This window comes from Nocardioides sp. S5, from assembly GCF_017310035.1.
Classification (GTDB): domain Bacteria; phylum Actinomycetota; class Actinomycetes; order Propionibacteriales; family Nocardioidaceae; genus Nocardioides.
Window position 1 is genome coordinate 14,460 of record NZ_CP022296.1, and the last position, 18,989, is coordinate 33,448.

20 protein-coding genes and 1 tRNA gene are annotated in these 18,989 nt (G+C 72.1%); 11 read left to right on the forward strand and 10 right to left on the reverse strand.

The features are described from left to right. The first annotated feature begins 27 nt into the window (after window positions 1-27). From CFI00_RS00070 to CFI00_RS00085, 4 genes are read left to right on the forward strand one after another with little or no spacing between them, the layout of a single operon-like run. Window positions 28-753, forward strand: coding sequence for an SURF1 family protein (locus tag CFI00_RS00070; protein ID WP_207083331.1), 726 nt, complete (start codon window positions 28-30; stop codon window positions 751-753). 23 nt (window positions 754-776) lie between these two features. Beyond that, the gene (locus tag CFI00_RS00075) at window positions 777-1,157 is read left to right on the forward strand and encodes a DUF3817 domain-containing protein (protein WP_207083332.1); all 381 of its coding nucleotides are present in this window, start codon (window positions 777-779) and stop codon (window positions 1,155-1,157) included. An 18-nt stretch (window positions 1,158-1,175) separates the two neighbouring features. Beyond that, the gene (locus CFI00_RS00080) at window positions 1,176-2,051 is read left to right on the forward strand and encodes a patatin-like phospholipase family protein (protein ID WP_242532605.1); all 876 of its coding nucleotides are present in this window, start codon (window positions 1,176-1,178) and stop codon (window positions 2,049-2,051) included. Further along, window positions 2,048-3,067, forward strand: a complete 1,020-nt coding sequence (locus CFI00_RS00085) for a lysophospholipid acyltransferase family protein (RefSeq protein WP_242532606.1) — start codon at window positions 2,048-2,050, stop codon at window positions 3,065-3,067. Before CFI00_RS00080 ends, CFI00_RS00085 begins: the two co-directional genes overlap by 4 nt. Before the next feature lie 100 nt (window positions 3,068-3,167). Here the strand turns inward: CFI00_RS00085 and CFI00_RS00090 are convergent, their stop codons facing one another. Further along, window positions 3,168-3,953, reverse strand: a complete 786-nt coding sequence (locus tag CFI00_RS00090; protein ID WP_207083333.1) for a hypothetical protein — start codon at window positions 3,951-3,953, stop codon at window positions 3,168-3,170. 149 nt (window positions 3,954-4,102) lie between these two features. Here CFI00_RS00090 and CFI00_RS00095 point away from each other — a divergent pair, with 149 nt between their 5' ends. Both CFI00_RS00095 and CFI00_RS00100 read left to right on the forward strand, forming a co-directional pair. Then, window positions 4,103-4,615, forward strand: a complete 513-nt coding sequence (locus CFI00_RS00095; protein WP_207083334.1) for a peptidylprolyl isomerase — start codon at window positions 4,103-4,105, stop codon at window positions 4,613-4,615. A gap of 24 nt (window positions 4,616-4,639) precedes the next feature. After that, window positions 4,640-5,599, forward strand: coding sequence for a rhomboid family intramembrane serine protease (locus CFI00_RS00100; RefSeq protein WP_207083335.1), 960 nt, complete (start codon window positions 4,640-4,642; stop codon window positions 5,597-5,599). A gap of 9 nt (window positions 5,600-5,608) precedes the next feature. Here CFI00_RS00100 and CFI00_RS00105 read toward each other — a convergent pair whose 3' ends face one another. Continuing rightward, entirely contained in the window at window positions 5,609-6,331 is a 723-nt protein-coding gene (locus tag CFI00_RS00105) for a GAF and ANTAR domain-containing protein (RefSeq protein ID WP_207083336.1), read from the reverse strand. Window positions 6,332-6,480: 149 nt separating this feature from the next. On the opposite strand from CFI00_RS00105, the gene CFI00_RS00110 reads away from it, so the two are divergent. Further along, complete coding sequence (locus tag CFI00_RS00110; RefSeq protein ID WP_207083337.1) at window positions 6,481-7,209, forward strand: GAF and ANTAR domain-containing protein; 729 nt, start codon at window positions 6,481-6,483, stop codon at window positions 7,207-7,209. Window position 7,210: 1 nt separating this feature from the next. After that, the gene (locus CFI00_RS00115; RefSeq protein ID WP_207083338.1) at window positions 7,211-7,924 is read left to right on the forward strand and encodes a GAF and ANTAR domain-containing protein; all 714 of its coding nucleotides are present in this window, start codon (window positions 7,211-7,213) and stop codon (window positions 7,922-7,924) included. 409 nt (window positions 7,925-8,333) lie between these two features. Here the strand turns inward: CFI00_RS00115 and CFI00_RS00120 are convergent, their stop codons facing one another. After that, entirely contained in the window at window positions 8,334-8,786 is a 453-nt protein-coding gene (locus CFI00_RS00120; protein ID WP_207083339.1) for a cell division protein CrgA, read from the reverse strand. Between the two features lie 95 nt (window positions 8,787-8,881). Here CFI00_RS00120 and CFI00_RS00125 point away from each other — a divergent pair, with 95 nt between their 5' ends. Next, a complete protein-coding gene (locus CFI00_RS00125) occupies window positions 8,882-9,634 on the forward strand; it encodes a DUF881 domain-containing protein (RefSeq protein WP_207083340.1) in 753 nt (250 codons plus the stop codon). A 13-nt stretch (window positions 9,635-9,647) separates the two neighbouring features. On the opposite strand, the gene pknB is transcribed toward CFI00_RS00125, so the two are convergent. From pknB to CFI00_RS00160, 7 genes are read right to left on the reverse strand one after another with little or no spacing between them, the layout of a single operon-like run. Then, window positions 9,648-11,471, reverse strand: coding sequence for a Stk1 family PASTA domain-containing Ser/Thr kinase (gene pknB, locus CFI00_RS00130; RefSeq protein ID WP_207083341.1), 1,824 nt, complete (start codon window positions 11,469-11,471; stop codon window positions 9,648-9,650). Further along, window positions 11,468-12,937, reverse strand: coding sequence for a serine/threonine protein kinase (locus CFI00_RS00135; RefSeq protein WP_207083342.1), 1,470 nt, complete (start codon window positions 12,935-12,937; stop codon window positions 11,468-11,470). Before CFI00_RS00135 ends, pknB begins: the two co-directional genes overlap by 4 nt. After that, window positions 12,934-14,394, reverse strand: a complete 1,461-nt coding sequence (locus CFI00_RS00140; protein WP_207083343.1) for a penicillin-binding protein 2 — start codon at window positions 14,392-14,394, stop codon at window positions 12,934-12,936. Before CFI00_RS00140 ends, CFI00_RS00135 begins: the two co-directional genes overlap by 4 nt. Continuing rightward, the gene (locus CFI00_RS00145; protein WP_207083344.1) at window positions 14,391-15,794 is read right to left on the reverse strand and encodes an FtsW/RodA/SpoVE family cell cycle protein; all 1,404 of its coding nucleotides are present in this window, start codon (window positions 15,792-15,794) and stop codon (window positions 14,391-14,393) included. Before CFI00_RS00145 ends, CFI00_RS00140 begins: the two co-directional genes overlap by 4 nt. Window positions 15,795-15,807: 13 nt before the next feature. Further along, window positions 15,808-17,055, reverse strand: coding sequence for a protein phosphatase 2C domain-containing protein (locus CFI00_RS00150; RefSeq protein ID WP_207085301.1), 1,248 nt, complete (start codon window positions 17,053-17,055; stop codon window positions 15,808-15,810). Next, window positions 17,055-17,534: an FHA domain-containing protein gene (locus CFI00_RS00155; protein ID WP_207083345.1), complete on the reverse strand. Its 480-nt coding sequence runs from the start codon at window positions 17,532-17,534 to the stop codon at window positions 17,055-17,057. The genes CFI00_RS00150 and CFI00_RS00155 overlap by 1 nt, the downstream gene beginning before the upstream one ends. Beyond that, window positions 17,527-18,243: a DUF3662 and FHA domain-containing protein gene (locus tag CFI00_RS00160; protein ID WP_207083346.1), complete on the reverse strand. Its 717-nt coding sequence runs from the start codon at window positions 18,241-18,243 to the stop codon at window positions 17,527-17,529. Before CFI00_RS00160 ends, CFI00_RS00155 begins: the two co-directional genes overlap by 8 nt. A gap of 211 nt (window positions 18,244-18,454) precedes the next feature. Between CFI00_RS00160 and CFI00_RS00165 the strand changes: the two genes are divergently transcribed. After that, a tRNA-Leu gene (locus tag CFI00_RS00165) sits at window positions 18,455-18,540 on the forward strand. Window positions 18,541-18,599: 59 nt separating this feature from the next. Continuing rightward, window positions 18,600-18,908 carry a hypothetical protein gene (locus CFI00_RS00170; RefSeq protein ID WP_207083347.1) on the forward strand — a complete coding sequence of 103 codons (309 nt, stop codon included), beginning with the start codon at window positions 18,600-18,602 and terminating at the stop codon, window positions 18,906-18,908. Window positions 18,909-18,989: the final 81 nt, after the last annotated feature.

The window sequence follows — 18,989 nt, forward strand, 5'->3', positions numbered from 1 at the left end:
TCAGGTCCGGCTGGGACAATCGAGCCCGTGAGCACCTCCCGCCGACCCGGCCTGCTGACCGACCTCGGTGCCGCGGTCCTCACGCTCGTGCTCGTCGGCATCGCCGGGCTGCTCGGGACGTGGCAGTACGACGCCTGGCAGGCCAGCCGGGAGGCCGAGGCCCGGGACCTGACCGGCATCGCACCGGTGCCGCTGACCGACGTGATGGGCAACGACGACCCGTTCCCCGCACCCGACCTCGGGCGACCCGTGGAGGTCGCCGGCGAGTGGCTGGACGGCGGCTTCTGGGTCGCCGACCGCGAGCAGGGCGGCCGGTCGGGCTACTGGGCCGTCGACCCGCTCCAGGTCGGCGACGCCGCCGTGCTCGTCGTACGCGGGTGGGCACCCGAGCCCGAGGCCGACCTGCTCGCAGTCGCGGGTGACGCGGAGCTGACCGGGTGGCTGCAGGCCCCCGACGGCAGTCTGGTCACCGACGACGACCCCGACGACGACGTCTTCCCCGAGATCCGCGTCGCGGACGCGGTGCAGCGGGTGGACGTGGACCTCTACTCCGCCTACCTGATCGCCCAGGAGCCCGCCGACGGACTCGAGGCCGCCGAGCTCGAGGCACTGCCCACCCCGAGTCGCGCGACCGGCATCCGCAACCTGCTCTACGCCGTCGAGTGGTGGGTCTTCGGGGGCTTCGCCGCCTTCATCTGGTGGCGCTGGCGCCGGGACGCGACTGCTGCCGAGATCTCCCCGTCGGCGGGGTAGGCCGCACCCGATACCTTGGCGCCGTGTCCCGCAACCTCACCGCCTACCGCGTCATGGCCACCATCGTCGGTGTGCTCCTCGTGGTGCTCTGCCTGGTCGGCGTCCCGCTGGCCAACTTCGACGGCTCCCCGATGTGGGGCGTCTTCGACAGCACGCCCGCCTGGGTGACCACCGGCTCCGACCTCAACAACCTGGGCGAGGTCATCACGACCTACCTCGGCGTCGCGCACGGTTGGCTCTACATGATCTTCCTCTTCAGCGCCTTCGCGCTCTCGCGCCGGGCCGGCTGGGACCTGCCGTTCACGCTGGTCACGCTGGCGTGCGGCACCATCCCGGTGCTGTCGTTCTGGGCCGAGCACCGCGCGACGCAGCGGGTGCGCGCGGAGCACCCCGAGCTGGCCTGACGTGAGGACCCGGGTCTCGTGACGGGACTTCGTCCCTCCTCGACCAACGGCAGCACCGCGTTCGTGCTCGGCGGTGGTGGCGTCCTGGGCGCCGTCGAGGTCGGCATGCTGCGTGCGCTGCTCGAGCGCGGGATCGTGCCCGACCTGGTCGTCGGCACGAGCGTCGGTGCGCTCAACGGCGCGCTGGTGGCGCGCCAGCCCGAGCTCGCGGTCGTGGAGCGGCTCACCGGGCTGTGGGCGTCCACTGCGCGGTCCCGCGACGTGTACGGCGACCGGCCGCTGCGCACGGTCCGCAGGGCCGTCTCCACCGGCACCCACATCTACTCCTCCGCGCCGCTGCGACGGCGGCTCACCGACGAGCTCGGCGACGCGCGCTTCGAAGACCTGCCCGTGCGCCTCGAGGTCTGCGCCGCCAGCATCGAGCGCGCGGCGGAGCACTGGTTCACCAGCGGCCCGCTCGTGCCAGCGATCCTCGCCAGCGCCGCCGTACCCGGTCTCCTGCCGCCTGCCGAGATCGACGGCGAGCACTTCCTCGACGGGGGCCTGGTGAACTCCATCCCCGTGGGCCGGGCCGTCGAGCTCGGCGCGACACGGGTCTTCGTGCTCCAGGTCGGCCGGATCGACCGCCCCCTCACGCCGCCCACCCGGCCGTGGGACGTGGCGCGGGTCAGCTTCGAGGTGGCCAGGCGGCACCGCTTCATGCGCGACATGGCGACCATCCCCGAGGGCGTCGAGGCGCACGTCCTCCCTGCCGGCGGCACGTCGGCGCGCGACGACTCGCTGCTCTCGCACCGCGACTTCGGCGGCGTCGAGGCCCGGATCGAGGCGACGTACGCCGCCTCCCGCGACTACCTCGACGAGGCCCTCGGGCCGGTGGAAGGGCGCCGGGAGTGAGCCACCCGGGCGTCTGGGCGCTGCGCCGTCTCGTCGTCGCGCCGACGGTCATCACGCTCACCGTGCTGCTGTGGGTGACCCTGCCGGCCTGGCTGCTCGTCGCCGCCGCGCTCGCACCGGTGCTGCCCGGCCGCTGGCGTGCGCTGCGGCTCCTGTGGCTCGTCGTGGTCTACCTCAGCTTCGAGACGCTGCTGCTGGTCGTGCTGCTGGGCCTGTGGCTCGCCAGCGGTTGCGGGTGGCGGATCCGCTCGCCCTACTTCGCCGGCATCCACTACGACCTCGTGCAGGGCACGCTCATCGTCTTCTTCCGCGAGGCCCGGCGCGTGCTGGCGCTGCGCATCCGCACCGACGGTCCGCACCCGACCCGCCACCCGGACGGCCCAGTGCTGGTCATGTGCCGCCACGCGGGCCCGGGTGACTCGTTCATCCTGATGTACGCCCTGCTGCACTGGTACCACCGCGAGCCGCGGGTGGTGCTGAAGAACACCCTTGCGTGGGACCCTGCGATCGACGTGATCCTCAACCGCATCCCGGCCCGCTTCATCTCCCCGAACCCGGTCGCGGGAGAGGACCTGGAGTCGCAGATCGCCGCGCTGGCCACGGGCCTGGACGACAACGACGCCTTCGTGATCTTCCCCGAGGGCGGCAACTTCACCCCGCAGCGCCGCGACCGCGGCATCGCGCGGCTCCGCAAGCTCGGCCTCGAGCGGATGGCCGTGCGCGCGGAGGAGATGATCCACGTGCTGGCGCCACGTCCGGGCGGCGTGCTGGCGGCGCTGCAGGCGGCACCGGACGCCGACGTGCTGATGGTCGCCCACACCGGGCTCGACCACCTGGTGACGGTGAGCGACCTGTGGCGCGAGCTGCCGATGGACAAGCAGATCACCATGCGGTGGTGGCAGGTCCCGCGCGCGGAGATCCCCGAGGACCGCGAGGAGCGCATCGAGTGGCTCTACGGCTGGTGGGAGCAGATCGACGAGTGGATCGAGGCCAACCGGCCGCCGGACGCGACCTGAGGACGAGGGGTGTGGACGCACACCGGGCGGTGCCCCGGCCACGGACCCCGGCGTGCGGGAGTGTGGCCGGGACACCGCCCGGGGCGATGTCGCGGTGGTGCTACTTCTTCTGCGGCACGTCGTCGATGTCGATGACCTCGGCGGGCGCGTCGGGCGTGGTGGCCTCGTGGGCCTCCTCGACCGAGTCGCTGATCGCCTCGCCGGGCGCTCCGCCGCCGATGTCCTCGGCGGCCGGGGGCTCGGCGGTGACCACGTCGTCCGCGGTGACGTCGTCAGTGAGCGGGTCGCTCAACGGGTCACCGGACGTGGTGGCCGGGGTGACCGGTGCCGAGGCGGGCGCCTGGGGGGTCGAGGGTGCCGCCGGCGGGGCCGGGGGGACGTAGCTCGACTGCCAGTTGGCCTCGGCGTCCTGCTTGGCGCGGAGCTTGCTGAACACCACGCCGCCCAGGGCGAGCAGGCCGCCCAGCAGCAGGAACTTCTTGAGCCGGCCCCCGCTGGGCTCGGGCTCGATGCCGCGCAGCTCGTTGACCTTCGCGGCGGCGACGTCGCGGCTGGCCGCGGCGCGCTCAGCCGCGAGGGCGGCGCCCACGGACGCCTTCTCGCTGGCGGTGGCCCTGGCCTCGGCCAGGAGCGGTGCGGCCTTCTCACGGGCCTCGGCGGCCTTCTCGCTCGCGAGCGCGGCGCCCACGGACGCCTTCTCGGCGGCGAGGGCCCGGCCCTCGGCGATGAGCGGCTGGGTCTTCTCGCGCGCGTCGGTGATGACGGGCCCGGCCTTGTCCACGGCCTGCTCCCACGCGGACTCCAGGTGGGGCAGAACGGTCTCCGAGACCTGCTCGACGTAGTCGTGTGCCCGGTCCATGAGGGACTTCTTGCGGCGGAAAGGCATGCGTGACCTCCTCTGTCAGTTGTGGCTCCATCTCACCATGCCCACCCTGAGGCGACCAGCCCCGTCCGGGTGGGTGGCGGTGCGTGGCAGGATCGAGGCGCACGCGGGCCCGCGAGGCCCACCCCACAGACAGCTGAGAGGCACACCCCATGGCCGACCTGAAGGCGACCCTGAAGACCAACAAGGGCGACATCGTCATCGAGCTCTTCCCGAACCACGCCCCCGAGACGGTCGAGAACTTCGTCGGCCTCGCGGAGGGCACGAAGGACTACCGCGACGACGCCGGCCGCAGCGGCGAGAAGTACTACGACGGCCTCGGCTTCCACCGCGTCATCGAGGGCTTCATGATCCAGGGCGGATGCCCGCTCGGCACCGGCACCGGCGGCCCGGGCTACACGTTCAAGGACGAGATCCACCCCGAGCTCGTCTTCGACAAGCCCTACCTGCTCGCGATGGCCAACGCCGGTCCCGGCACCAACGGCTCGCAGTTCTTCATCACCCTGGGCGCCACCCCGTGGCTCAACCGCAAGCACACCATCTTCGGCGAGGTGGCCGACCAGGCCAGCCGCGACGTGGTCGACGCGATCGGCAGCGCCCCGACCGGCGCCATGGACCGTCCCACGGACGCCGTGGTGATCGAGTCGGTCACCGTCGAGCGCTGACGCAGACCTGACCACTTCCTCCTCATGACCCAACCGTCCGAGGACCCGGCCGCGACCGGGGTGCCCACCTGCTACCGGCACTCCGGTCGCGAGACCTGGATCCGCTGCCAGCGCTGTGACAGGCCGATCTGCCCCGACTGCATGCGCGACGCCGCCGTGGGCTTCCAGTGCCCCGACTGCGTCAAGGAGGCGAACAAGAACTCGCGCCAGAACCGCGCGATGTACGGCGGCGAGCGCAGCGCGGACCCCCGCCTGACGACGTACGTCCTGATCGGCATCAACGCCGTCGTCTGGCTCGCGATCACCGCCACCGGTGGTCGCCTCTCGCGGGTCGCCGACCTGCTGGCGCTCTCCCCGACCGGCAGCTGCGGGTCGCGCTCGGCGCCCAACCAGTACTACCCCGGCCTGCCGAGCGAGGCCGCCTGCAACCTGGTCCCCGGCAGTGACGGGGTGTGGCACGCAGGCGTGGCCGACGGCGCGTGGTGGCAGCTGCTGACGAGCGCCTTCACCCACGTGGAGATCTGGCACGTCGCGATGAACATGTTCGCCCTGCTGCTCTTCGGCCCCGCCCTCGAGGGGATCATCGGCCGCACCCGCTTCCTGGCCGTCTACCTCGTCAGCGCGGTCGGCGGCTCCGCGGCCGTGATGCTGCTCAGCAGCCCGTCCGGATCGACCGTCGGGGCCTCCGGCGCCCTCTTCGGCCTCCTCGGCGCGCTGCTCGTGGTGGCCCGCAAGGCGCGGCTGGACACCCGGGCGCTCCTGCAGAACCTCGGCCTCGGTGTCGCGATCAGCGTCTACGGCCTGGTCGTCGGTGGGATCTCCTGGCAGGGCCACCTCGGGGGCTTCGTCGCCGGCGCGGCAGCCGCAGCCGTGGTCGCCTACGCTCCCCGTGCGCGGCGCACGGCCGTCCAGTGGATCGGCCTGTGCCTGCTGACCGTCGTGCTGCTGGTCGTCGCCGTGGCACGCGGTCTCGCGCTCGCCTGACGACGACCGTCACGTGCCGGCGGGCCGGACCGGCCCGCCGGTGGGCTGCTCGGGCAGCTGGAGCGTCGTGGCGAGCTGCTCGGCGAGGTCGCGCAGCTTGATGTTGTGGTCCTGGGAGTAGCGCCTGAGGATGGCGAAGGCCCGGTCCTCGTCGACGCCGTAGCGCTCCATGAGGATGCCCTGGGCCTGGCCGATGCGCTTGCGGCCCTCCATGGCCAGTCGCAGTCCCTGGGAGTTGAGGGACGCCACGAGTGCCATGGCGGCGTGCCGCGACAGGAGGTGGGCGAGCTCGACCTCCTCGCCGCTGAACGTCCGCGGGCGCTCCCAGTAGAGGTTGACCGACCCGAGCCTGCGATCGGCGGACTTGTTCATCAGCTCCACGCCCAGGGCACTGCCGAGACCGAGCTCGACGGCCTTGGGTGCCCAGGCCGGCCACCGTGTCTCGGCGGCCAGGTCCTGGGCGACGAGGGTCCTGCCCTGCCAGGCGCTGTCGTGGCACGGGCCCTCGTTCAGCTCGTACTGGAAGTGGTCGGCCTGCTCCACGACCGCGTCCGTGGGTGCGACGGTCTCCAACCGGCCGCCCGCCCTGATCAGGGTGATGCCGGCGTGGTCGGCGCCGAGCTGGCGTCGGGTGTAGTCCACGGCCTCGCCCGCCGTCTCGCTGGGGTCCGCAGCAAGGTGCAGCTGCTCGGCGACCCGAGTCAGCTCGGCAACGATGTCATGGGGATTCACTCGTACGCTCCTGCGTCGGCGGAATGCGTCCTTGGTTCCCCCCTTTAGGGAAACCGGCAGGGAGCGCAACCGGGCGACCACGTGGCGTGAGTAGGGTGGAACGCGCTGCTGCGGCCATGCGGCAGTCCTACGCGGAGGGTAGCGACGAGGTGAGTGACCTGCCACTGTCGGTGCGGGGACGACTGCTCTCGGACCTTGCCGCCACCTTGGCCACGTTGCCGACGGACGAGCCCCAGACCTGGCGCCTGGGCGAGGCGATCCGTCGCATGCTCCGGGCCGACGGCGTCGCGATCACCATGCAGTACCTCTCCGACAGCCAGACCACGGTCTGCGCCAGCGACGAGGTGGCCCGTGACCTCGAGGGACTGCAGGAGATCGCCGGTGAGGGGCCCGGCTACGAAGCGGCGAGGTCGGAGCAGATGGTGACGGCGCACCTCGACGGTGACGCCGACCAGCGGTGGCCGATGCTGGCCCACGCCGTGGAGGCGCGCCACGGCCCGCTGACCATCCATGCCATTCCCCTGCACGCCGACGGCCAGGTCAGCGGGGTCGCCACGCTCTACACCCGCGGCACGCGCGGCCTGTCGCAGGAGCCGGCGCGGATGGCGTTCCTGGCCAACGCGGTGGGTGCCGCGCTCCTCGTCGACGCCTCCGAGCTAGTGGACGAGCAGCCCCAGGGCAGCGAGTCCTGGAGCTCGCGGAGCGCGGTCCACCAGGCGACGGGGATGGTGATGGCGCAGGTGCGGGTCACGGCAGAGGACGCCCTGGCGCTGCTCCGCGGCCACGCCTACGCGCTGGACACCGACGTGAGCGACGTCGCCGCGCGCGTGGTGCGCCGCGAGATCAACTTCTCGAGCTTCGAAGTGGAAGGAGAGTGACGTGACCGTGCCGATCACGAGTGCTCGGGCCTTTGCCGCCGCCAATGCGGCCATGGTCCGGGGCGTCGACGGCTCCAGCACCATCCACGTGCTCCTCGCGGACTGCGCGGAGCTGCTGGGTGCCGACACCGCCGGCGTGCTGGTGAGGTCGGGCGAGCACGGCCTGGAGATGCTGGCTGCCACGTCGCACCGGGCGATCGAGCTCGAGCTCTACCAGTCACAGCTGCACAGCGGGCCCTGCGTGACGGCGATCGACGAGGGCGAGAGCGTGTCCGCGTCGGGTCCTGACGACGTGGTCGCCCGCTGGCCGGACTTCGGGCGCGCGATGGATGAGGCGGGCGTGCGCAGCGTCCACGCGGTGCCCATGCGGTGGCACGACCGCGTGCTCGGAGGGGTGAACCTCTTCTGGAGCCGCGAACGCGTCCTGAGCCGGGACGAGGCAGAGCTCGCCCGGTCCTTCGCCGACATCTGCACCCTCGCGCTGATGCAGGCCCGGGTGGAGAACGAACCGATGGTCATCGCCGAGCGGGTCCGCGCCGCGCTCGCTGGCCGCGTGGTGATCGAGCGCGCCAAGGGGGTGCTGGCCGAGACCGAGGACGTGGAGATGGACGAGGCCTTCACGCTCCTGGTGCAGCGCAGCCGGGAGCAGGGGACACCGCTGTCGGCCCTGGCCCAGCAGGTCCTGCACGACATCGTCGCCGACCGGCAGCGCTGATCCCCTCGCACTGCGGACGGCCCCCGCCCCGCGTCGTACGACTCGGAACGGGGGCCGTGCTGCGTCTGCTGTTGTTCCACAGGTGTGCACACAGGTGTGGATAACTACACGCGTGTAACTCTCCACAGGAGTTCTCCACAATGTGGAGAACCGCACAGGTGTGCGAGGGGCGGCCGGGCGCGTTGCTCATTCGGGATCCCCGGCTGGCCGGGGATCCCCGACGTTGTCGGGCTCTGCACGGCCTGACAACCTCCGGGAGAGCCTGACAACCCCGGGCGCGGGCGTACGCCGAGCGCGCGAGCGCCCCGAAATCGACTCGAGCGGTGAGAGAGACGCCTTCCCTTCCCCAGGAAGGCGCCTCACTCACCGCTCGAGGCGCGGGGCCCGTGCTACCGGGCCGAGGGAGAACCTACTCCCACTTGGTCGCGAAGCTGAAGCCGACTGCCATGAAGGCGATCCCGACGACCAGGTTCCACTGCCCGAGGTCGTTCATGACCCACAGGCTGGAGAGGTCGTTGGAGAACACGTAGAAGGTGCAGATCCAGATCAGTCCGACCAGGAAGCAGCCGAGCATGCCGACCACGACACCCCGGCCACGCCCGAGGGGGGTGGAGGGGTGCGCCGCGACGATGAGGCCGAGCATGAGCAGGCCGAAGCCGATGGCGTAGTTCCAGTCGCCGAGGTCGGCGATGGCCTTGGGCGAGCCCTCGACGGGCGGGAAGGCGAGCGGGTTGCCGCGGGGGCCGACGTAGTAGTAGACGATCCAGCCGATGCCGGCGACGACCAGGAGGAGACTGATCAGGAACCTGGGGGTGACGAGCGAGCTCTTCTCCCCGGTGGTGACCGTCGTGGACTTCGACACTGCTGCTCCTGTGGCTTGGCTGATGCGGTTCGTCGGCGTACGTCGACACCTCGCCGAGGCTGCGTAGCACCCGACGGGGGGTTAGCGTAGTCGCCATGTCGCCCCACTCACACGTGCGCCCCGCACGCCACCGCCTCTGGCGGGTGGCGACGCCGGTCGTGGTGCTGCTGAGCGGCGTGCTCTTCGCGGTGAGCGCGGAGCAGAGCGACGGCCTCGACCTGCGCGGTGGCCGCCTCACCGACCTCGACTCCGTGGTGCGCGCCGAGCGCGACGAGACCGGCGCCCTCACCGAGCGGGTCGCGGCGCTCAACGCCGAGGTCGAGGCGCTGAGCACGCAGCTCGGCGACCGGTCGGTCGGCCGGGTGCAGCGGGAGATCGCCACGCTCGTCGACCCCGCCGGGCTGACCGAGAAGACCGGCGCGGGCGTCCAGGTCGTGCTCGACGACGCCTCCCTGGAGGCGCGGCTCGCCTACGAGGGCGAACCCAACGACCTGGTGGTGCACCAGCAGGACATCCAGGCCGTCGCCAACGCCATGTGGAACGCCGGCGCCGAGGCCGTCACCATCCAGGGCCAGCGACTCATCTCCACCACCGGCATCAAGTGCGAGGGCAACCAGGTGACCCTGCACGGCCTGCCCTACTCCCCGCCCTACGTCATCGTGGGCATCGGTGACACCGCCCAGCTCGAGTCCGAGCTCACCACCGACCCGATCCTGGCGACCTACCGCGACTACACCGCGATCCCGGGCGGCGGCGTCTCCTGGGACATGACCCAGGTCGAGTCGGTCACCGCACCGGCGTACGCCGGACTGCTCGACCTCACCTACGCGACGCCCATCGACGGCTGAGCGCCGCACCCGCTCAGTCGCGCGAGACGCGTGGGGTCGGGGTGGTCGGGGTCTCGGTGGGCACCGGCGTCTCCGTCGGAGTCTCCGTGGGGGTCTCGGTGGGAGTCTCCGTGGGCGTCTCGGTCGGGGTCTCGGTGGGCGTCTCGGTCGGCTCCTCGAACGCGGAGACGAAGATCGTCACGGTGCTGCCCTGGTCGAGCGTGCCGCCCACGGGGATCTGGTCGACGACCGTGCCCCGCGGCTCGGTGGATGCCGGGTCGGTGCGTACGTCGGCGACGAAGCCGGCCTCGCGGATGGCCCGCTCGGCCTCGCGCTCCTGCAGGCCGCGGACGTCCGGCACCTGCTCGGGGCCGTCGGAGAACACGACGGTGATCATGGTGTTCTCCGCCACCGAGGTGCCGGCGGCAGGCTCGGTGCGCAGGACCTCGTTGCGGTCCTCGTCGGAGTCCTCCGCCTGGAACCGGACGCGCAGGCCCAGCGCGATGAGCTGGGCACGTGCGTCGGCGCGGAGGTTCCCGGCCACGCTGGGCACCTCGACCTCGGGCTGGCCCAGGGACAGCACGAAGTCGACCGAGCTGCCGGGGTCGACGAAGACGTCGCGGTTGGGACGCTGCTCGATGACCCGGTCGGCCTCGACGGTGTCGGAGGTCTCCCGGGTGACGCGGCCGACCCGGAGCCCGGCGTCGGCGATCGCGAGGCGCGCCTCGTCGTCGGTCAGCCCGACCAGGTTGGGAACGGGGTCGCGCTCGGGCGCGTCCTCGAAGAGCACCCCGTTGAGCAGGTAGGCGCCGAACCCGAGGAGGAGCACGAGGAGGAGGCCGCCCAGCACCCACCACGCCGTACGCCCGCCGGACGACTGCTGCTCCTGGCCCTGGCGGGGCGGTGGTGCGGCGGTCATGGTGGCGGTCGCGTCGGCGGGCGGCGTCGCGGGGACGTACTGCGTGTCGGCCGCGGTCGGGAGGACCGCGGGTGCCTGGATCGGGTGGCCGGACAGGTAGCGCTCGATGTCGGCCTTCATCGCCGCGGCGCTCTGGTAGCGGTCCTCGACCCGCTTGGCCAGCGACTTCATCACGATGGCGTCGATCTCGGGGTCGAGCTGGTCGTCGAGGTCCGACGGCGGCGAGGCTGGCTCGCGGACGTGCTGGTAGGCCACTGCCACCGGGCTGTCGCCGACGAACGGCGGACGGCCGGTGAGGAGCTCGTAGAGCATGCAGCCGGTGGAGTAGACGTCCGAGCGCGAGTCGACGGTCTCGCCGCGGGCCTGCTCGGGAGAGAGGTACTGCGCGGTGCCCACCACGGCCGCGGTCTGGGTCATCGTGGAGGAGGCGTCGGAGATCGCGCGCGCGATGCCGAAGTCCATCACCTTGACGTCGCCGGACGGGGTGAGCATCACGTTGCCGGGCTTGATGTCGCGGTGGATGATCCCCGCACGGTGGCTGTAGTCGAGCGCAGCCAGCACGCCGGCGGTGATCTCGAGCGCCCGCTCGGGCAGGATCTTGCGACCCTCGCGCAGGATGTCGCGCAGGGTGCGTCCCTCGACGCACTCCATGACGATGTAGGGCTGGGCGACGCCGGAGCCGTCGGTCGCCATCTCCTCGCCGGTGTCGTAGGTGGAGACGATCGCCGGGTGGTTCAGGGACGCCGAGGACTGGGCCTCGCGCCGGAAGCGCGCCTGGAAGGTGGCGTCGCTGGCCAGGTCGGTGCGCAGCCGCTTGACCGCGACCGTGCGGCCCAGGCGCTGGTCCTTGCCCTTGCGGACCTCGGCCATGCCGCCGCGGCCGAGCAGCTCGCCGAGCTCGTAGCGGCCGCCGATCAGCGTCGGCTCCGGCTGCGTCATCCCTCGTCGCCCTCTCCGTCGTCCTGCTTCTCCTGGCCCGGCGGCACCTTCGCCCAGTAGCTCACCGTCACCGTGTCGCCCTCCTGGAGGGTGCCGCTCGGCTCGACGGAGGCCACGATCCCCTCGGGCTGGTCGCCGGGGTTCTCCAGCTCGACCGGCGTCGGGTCGAGGCCGAGGTCGCGCAGCTCCTTCTCGACGTCCTTGCGGTCGCGTCCGACGTAGGCCGCCGGGTCGACCTCGACGGTGGCGGGCTCCGGCGACTCCGTCTCGGTCGGGGTCTCCGTGGGCGTCTCCGTCGGGGTCTCCGTGGGCGTCTCGGTCGGGGTCTCGGTGGGTGTCCCGGTCGGCGTCTGCGACGGCTCGGGCGTCTGCGAGGGGGTGTCGGTCTGACCTGAGGTGGAGTCGGTGTCGTCGCGGGTGCCGAGCCACACCGCCAGCAGCACGGCCGCGAGCACGGCGGCGATGCCGAGCAGCAGCGGCCACGGCACCGGCGTACGCCGTCGGGCGGGCGCGGGCGCGGGAACAGGGGCGGCAGCGGCGGGCGCGGCCGGCGCCACGGCCGGCATCACCTGCGTCGAGGAGCCGGCCGGCGGCACCACGGCCGGTGCGACCACGGTCGCGGCCCCGGCGGGCTCACGCAGCGCGCGGGCGAGCTCGGCGCCGTCGGAGTAGCGGTCCCCGGGCGCCTTGGACAGCGCACGGCGTACGACGGCAGCGAGGTCGCCCGGCACGGAGGCGGGCAGGTCGGGCACCGGGTCGCGCAGGTGGGCGATCGCGGTGGCCACGGCGCTGTCGGCGACGAAGGGCTTGCGCCCGGCGAGGCACTCGAAGGCGACGACGCCGAGCGAGTAGACGTCGGAGGCGGCGCTCGCGGTGCCGCCCTCGGCCTGCTCGGGGGAGATGTAGGCGGGCGTGCCCATCACCTCGCCGGTCCTGGTCAGCGCCATGCCCTCCGCGGCGCGCGCGATGCCGAAGTCGGTGACCTTGACCCGCCTGTCGGGCGTGACGAGCAGGTTGGCGGGCTTGACGTCGCGGTGCACGATGCCGGCGGCGTGGGCCACGCCGAGCGCGTCGGCGGCCTGCGCGAGCAGGTCCTGCGCGGCTGCGGGGTCGAGCGGTGCGTCGGGGCGCAGCAGCGCCGACAGGGGCTGGCCCTCGACGAGCTCCATCACGAGGTAGGGGCGCGGGGTTCCCGAGCCGTCGTCGAGGGAGCTCTCGCCGTAGTCGAACACCGACGCGATGCCGGGGTGCTGGAGGGCTGCCGCGTGGCGGGCCTCGGTCTCGAAGCGGGTGCGGAAGAGCGCGTCGTCGGCGTACTCGGTCTTGAGCACCTTCACCGCGACGGCACGGTCGAGCACGGTGTCGCGGGCCGACCAGACCTCGCCCATGCCGCCGGTGGCGATGCGGGACTCCAGGACGTAGCGGCGGGCGTCGTCGACGTGGCCGCCCGGGGACAGGGTGGTCACCGGTTGATCACCGCCTCCATGACCGCCTTGGCGATCGGTCCGCCGAGGGCGCCGCCGCCGATCTCGTCGGGGGAGGTGTCGCTCGACTCCACCAGCACCGCGACCGCGACCTTCGGGTCCTCGGCGGGGGCGAAGGAGACGAACCACGCGTAGGGCGGACGGTCGCCGCTCGACTGCGCCGTGCCGGTCTTGCCGGCGACCTCGACGCCCGGGATCTGCGCCGGGGAGGCGGTCCCGGAGTCGACCGTGGCCACCATCATCTCGGTGAGCTCGTCGGCGGTGCTGCTCGAGATGGCCTTGCTGATCGTCTCCGGGTCGGTGCGGTCCAGGACCGACAGGTTGGGAGCGCGCACCTCGTCGACGACATAGGGGCGCATCACGTCACCGTCGTTGGCGATCGCGGCGGCCACCATCGCCATCTGCAGGGGAGTGGCGGTGACGCTGGACTGGCCGATGCCGGACATCGCGGTCTGAGGGGCGTCCATGTCGCGCGGGTAGAGCGACTTCGCCTGGCCGGGGAGGTCCTCCAGCGAGGTGGAGTTGAAGCCGAAGGCCTCAGCCTGGTCGGCCATCGCCTCGGTGCCGAGCTCGTTGGCCAGGCTGAGGAACGTGACGTTGCAGGAGACCTGCAGCGCCTGCGTCATCGTGATCCGCCGCCCGCCGCAGTTGCCGCCGTCGTAGTTGCCGATGGTGGTCGACGACTGGGGCAGCTGGTAGCGGAAGCCACCGGGCACCATCGAGTCGGCGTCGTAGTCGCCGGACTCGATCGCGGCCGCCGCAGTGACGAGCTTGAAGGTCGACCCCGGAGGCAGGGTGGTGGCGATGGCACGGTTGACCAGCGGCTCGCGCGGGTCTTCGTTGAGACGTTCGCTCGCCTCGCTCACCGCGCCGAAGTCGTGGGAGGCCAGGACGTTGGGGTCGTAGCTCGGGGTCGATGCCATCGCCAGGACCCGACCGGTCGTCGGCTCGAGGGCCACGACCGCGCCCTGGGCGTCGCCGGGGAGCGCCTCGAGGCCGTTCCACGCAGCGTCCTGCGCGGCCGCGTCGAGGGTCAGCTGGACGTTGCCGCCCTTGGGGTCGCTGTTGCTGAGCATGTCGACGAGGCGGGTCACGAACAGGCGCGAGTCGTCGCCGGAGAGGACCGCGTTCTGGGAGCGCTCGACGCCGGTCTGGCTGAAGTAGGCGAAGTAGCCGGTGACGTGGGCGTACTTGAAGGGCTCGGAGTAGGTCCGCTGGAAGCGGTACTTGTCGTCGGACGGCACGCTGCGCGCGATCGCCTCGTCGCCGACCAGGATCGCCCCGCGCTCGCGGGAGTAGGTCGCGGTGAGGATGCGGCGGTTGCGCGGGTCCTCCGACAGCTCGTCGGCGCGGACGTACATCAGGTAGGTCGAGTTGACCAGCAGCGCCATGAAGAGGACGAGGCAGAAGACCGCGACGACGCGGATGGGCTTGTTCACCGCAGCTTCACCACCTGGGTGTGCTCGCTGTCGGCGGCCGAGTCGTCGACCGGGTCCAGTCGCGGTGCCGGGCGCCGCGCCTGGTCGGAGATGCGCAGCAGGAGGGCGATGACCACCCAGTTGGCGACCAGCGAGGAGCCTCCGTAGGAGAGGAACGGGGTGGTGAGGCCGGTCAGCGGGATGAGGCCGGTGACACCGCCGATGACGACGAAGACCTGGAGGGCGAAGATCGCGCCGAGGCCGACCGCCATCAGCTTGCCGAAGCCGTCGCGGGAGATCAGCGCGATGCGCAGGGCGCGCTCGACGATCAGGCCGTAGCAGAGCACGATCGCCATGACCGCGGTCAGACCGAGCTCCTCACCGATCGTGGAGACGATGAAGTCGGAGTAGGCGAACGGCACGCGCTCGGGGAAGCCGTCGCCGAAGCCGCGGCCGATCAACCCGCCCCAGCCCTGCCCGAAGAGAGCCTCGACGAGCTGGAAGCTGCCGGGCGAGTCGTCGTAGTAGTCCAGCGGGTCCAGCCAGAAGTTGAAACGGTTCTGCACGTTGCCGACGAACGTGTACGCCGCCAGCGCGCCGGCCGCGAACAGGGCGGCCCCCACGACGAGCCAGCCGGGCCGCTCGGTGGCGACGTAGAGCATCGCCAGGAAGAGGCCGAAGAACAGCAGCGAGGAGCCCAGGTCGTTCTGGAGCACCAGGATCATCATCGAGATGCCGAACATCGCCATGATCGGGCCCAGGTCGCGCCCGCGCGGGAGGTCGACGAAGACCACGCGCCGGCCCGCGAGCGCGAGCGCGTCGCGGTGCAGGACGAGGTAGCCGGAGAAGGCGATCACCAGCATCACCTTCGCCACCTCGCCCGGCTGGAAGCTGAAGCCGGCGACGTTGATCCAGATGCGGGCACCGTTGATCTCGCGGCCGATCAGCGGGAGGAACGGCAGGACGAGCAGCACGATGCCGGTCAGGCCGGCGGTGTAGGTGAAGCGCTGCAGCACGCGGTGGTCGCGCATGAGCACCAGCGTGACGATGAAGAGCACGACGCCGAGCGTCATCCACACCAGCTGCTGGCGGGCGAACGTGTGCGGGTCGCCGAGCGCCTCGTAGGTGATGTCGAGGCGGCGGAGGATGGCCAGTCCGAACCCGTTGAGCGCGGCCACCAGCGGCAGCAGCACCGGGTCGGCGTACGGCGCGACGATGCGCACGGTCACGTGGGCGGCGACGATCAGCGCGGTGAGCCAGCCGCCGTAGCCGACGATGTCGGCCGGCACCTGACCCTCGAGGCCCAGGCCGACCGCGGCGTAGGCGCCGATGCCGACCGCGAGGGCGAGGACGAGCAGGAACAGCTCCGCGCCCCGGCGGCGCCGGTGCACGAAGCCCATCAGGGTCCCGGTCTGACTCATCGCAGCACCCCCGTCACCCTGCGTCGACGTCCTGGCGCGCGGCGTAGTTGTCGACGGTCATCCGCGCCTCGTCCAGGTCGTCGGCCTCGATGCCCTCGCGCACCGTCTCGGCGTCGATGTCGCTGAGGCGGGCGAGCTCCACGTCGGTGACCTCGTAGGCGTGGGACAGCGAGAAACCGGGCAGGTCGGCGTCGATGCCGCGGAAGATCGCGACCCGGCCGTCCTGCTCGGCGACGTAGAACTGCTGCTGGCTCCACGACCAGCCGGCCGCAAGGACGACCCAGGCGATGCCGAGCAGGACCGCGGCGACCAGCAGGCGCCGCAGCCAGGCGTAGCGGCCCGGGTCGCGCGGGGCGTAGCGGGCGGCCTCGGGGTCGATCGGGTCGGCGGCGAACGCACCCTCGGGCACGTCGGCCGGGACCGGTGCGATCTCGCCGGTGTCACCGGAGCGGTGGCCGCGGAACAGCCCGCCCACGGCGCCGCCGAGCGGCATCCGGCGGGGCAGCTCGGCCGCGGCACCCACCAGGAGCGGCACCAGGTCGTCCGGCGGCGGCTCCTCGGAGACGTCGGCGACGATGCAGGTGACGTTGTCGGTGCTGCCGGCCTCGAGGCTGGCGCGGACCAGCTCGACCGCGGCGAAGTCCGGGGTGCCGGTGGAGAGGATGTCGGCCATCCGCTCGGGGCTCAGCGTGCCGCAGGCGCCGTCACTGCACACGAAGACGCGGTCGCCGGGCTCCGCGGGGACCTCGAAGAGGTCGGGCTCCTCGTGGCGGATGCCGTCGAGCGCCTTGAGGATGAGGTTGCGGTGCGGGTGGGTCCGCGACTGCTCCTCGGTGATGCGGCCCTCGTCGATGAGGGACTGCACGAAGGTGTGGTCGTGGGTGAGCTGGCGCAGCTCGCCGCCGCGGTAGAGGTAGGCGCGGCTGTCGCCGATGTGGCCGATGCCGAAGCGGGTGCCGTCGAAGAGCGCGACGGTCGCGGTGGTCGAGGTGCCGTTGAGGTCGGGGTCCTCCTCGACGAGCTCGCCGATCCGGTCGTCCGCGCGGTGCACGGCACCGGCCACCTGGCCGAGGATGTCGTCGTCGGGCTCCTGGTCGAGCTTGCGGAGCGCCTGCACGGCCGTGCTCGAGGCGAGGTCGCCGCGCACCGCACCGCCGACGCCGTCGCAGACCGTCAGCAGCCACGGACCGGCGTAGCCGCTGTCCTGGTTCTCACGGCGTACGCGCCCGACGTCGGAGATCGCGGAGTAGTGGAGGTACATCACTTGCGCAGCTCCAGGATCGTCTTGCCGACCCGCACCTGGACGCCCACGCCGATGGTGGTGGGCTGGGTGATGCGGACCGGGCCGACGTAGGTGCCGTTGGTGGAGCCGAGGTCCTCCACGAACCACTCGTCGCCGCTCGCCGCGACACGGGCGTGGCGGGTGGAGACGTAGTCGTCGTCGAGCTTGATCGCCGCGTCACTGCCGCGTCCGATCAGCAGCGGGGCGTCCGCGAGCTCGGCGCGGGTGCCCGGCCTGTCGCCCTCGACCACCAGCAGGTGGGTGGGAGCGCCCCGCCGCGGCTTCCTCGGCTTGCCGTTGCCCTTGCGACCCGTCGGCGCGGGTGCGCCGCCGCGGGCCGTCTCGGGCACCCGGGCGCCGAACATGTCGGAGCGGATCACCGAGATCGCCGACAGCACGAAGATCCACAGGATGGCCAGGAAGGCCACGCGGATCAGGAAGAGGGTCAGCTCAGACATTCCAGCCCCCGGCCTCGTCGCGCCCGCCGTCGATGCGGACGGTCATCTCGGTGTGCCCGATCTTGATCGTGGAGCCGTCGCGCAGGCGCGCCCGCGCGACCTTCGTGCCGTCGACCAGGATGCCGTTGGTCGACCCCAGGTCTACCGCCTCGACGCCGTCGATGCTCACCTCGAGCTCGAGGTGGCGCCTGCTCACACCGGGGTCGTTGATGCGCAGGTCGGCCTCGGTGCCGCGACCGATGACCAGCCCGGGCGGGCGCAGCGGGTGGCGGGTGCCGTTGACCTCGAGCGTGGCGTGCGAGGAGCGCGTGCGGGTGCGCTGGTCGTTGTCGGTGACGCTCGCCTGCGCCTTGGAGCGGATCCGGAAGCGGCCGGTCGTCAGGTCTTCGGCGGACTCGAAGGCGATGCTGACCGGGCCGGTGAAGACGTAGCCCTGCGCGTCGGCGTGGTCCTGGAGCTGGTCGACGAGGTCCTGCTCGAGCGCGCGGCCGAGGCCGACGATCCGCTCCAGGTCGGCCGCCGAGAGCTCGACGTGGAAGTCGTTGGGCACCAGCCTGCGCTGGCGGCTGAGCACCTGGGCGTTGTTGTCGCACTCGCGCTGGAGCGCCGCGGCGATCTCGACCGGCTGCACGGCGCTGCGGAAGGCGCGGGCGAACACGCCTGAGATGACCGACTCGAGCCGCTGCTCGAACCTCTGGAGCGCATTCACTCCGGGCCTCCTCTCCTCGCGCTGGCGTCACGTCGTTGTGGTGGGCAGGCTTCACACGCCGCCCGATCGGTGTCGCCGAGCGTACCGGCCGCTCACCGGTGTGCACGGGTGCCGCCCCGCCCGAGGGGTGACCCCAGCCGACGGCGTCGCGCGAGGGCACGGCCGATTGGGAGGGCGCCTCAGGCGTGGGGTAGCCTTCCCTCTGCTTCATGCGCGAGTGGCGGAACGGCAGACGCGCTGCGTTCAGGTCGCAGTGTCCGAAAGGGCGTGGGGGTTCAAATCCCCCCTCGCGCACCAACCACGAAGGCCCCGGACCACGGTCCGGGGCCTTCGTCGTCGTCGGGCATCCTCGACGGATGGCCGAGCGCGACGAGTCCCCGACGGAGGACGAGAAGTGGCTCGTCGTCGATGGCCGGCGCTGGCGGCGTACGGACCCGGCGATCCCGGCCGACGAGCTGGCCCGCCTGAAGTCCCACCTCGGCCGGGGCAGGTCCGGCGTGCGGACCGCACGCGACGACGCCGAGCTGGCCGCCACCCGGCACCGGACGCAGCTGGCCAAGACCGGTCTCGGCGAGCGTGGCCCGAAGTGGTGGGAGCAGACCGACGCGGAGCGGCGCGAACGGTGGGAGTCCGCGCTGCGCGAGCTCGACGCCCTCGACGAGTGAGCCGCAGACGCGCGGGCGTTGGTCTGTCCCGAGGGTCATCGGCACGCTCGCGCCCGGGTGCTCGGCCGACCGATGTCCGCG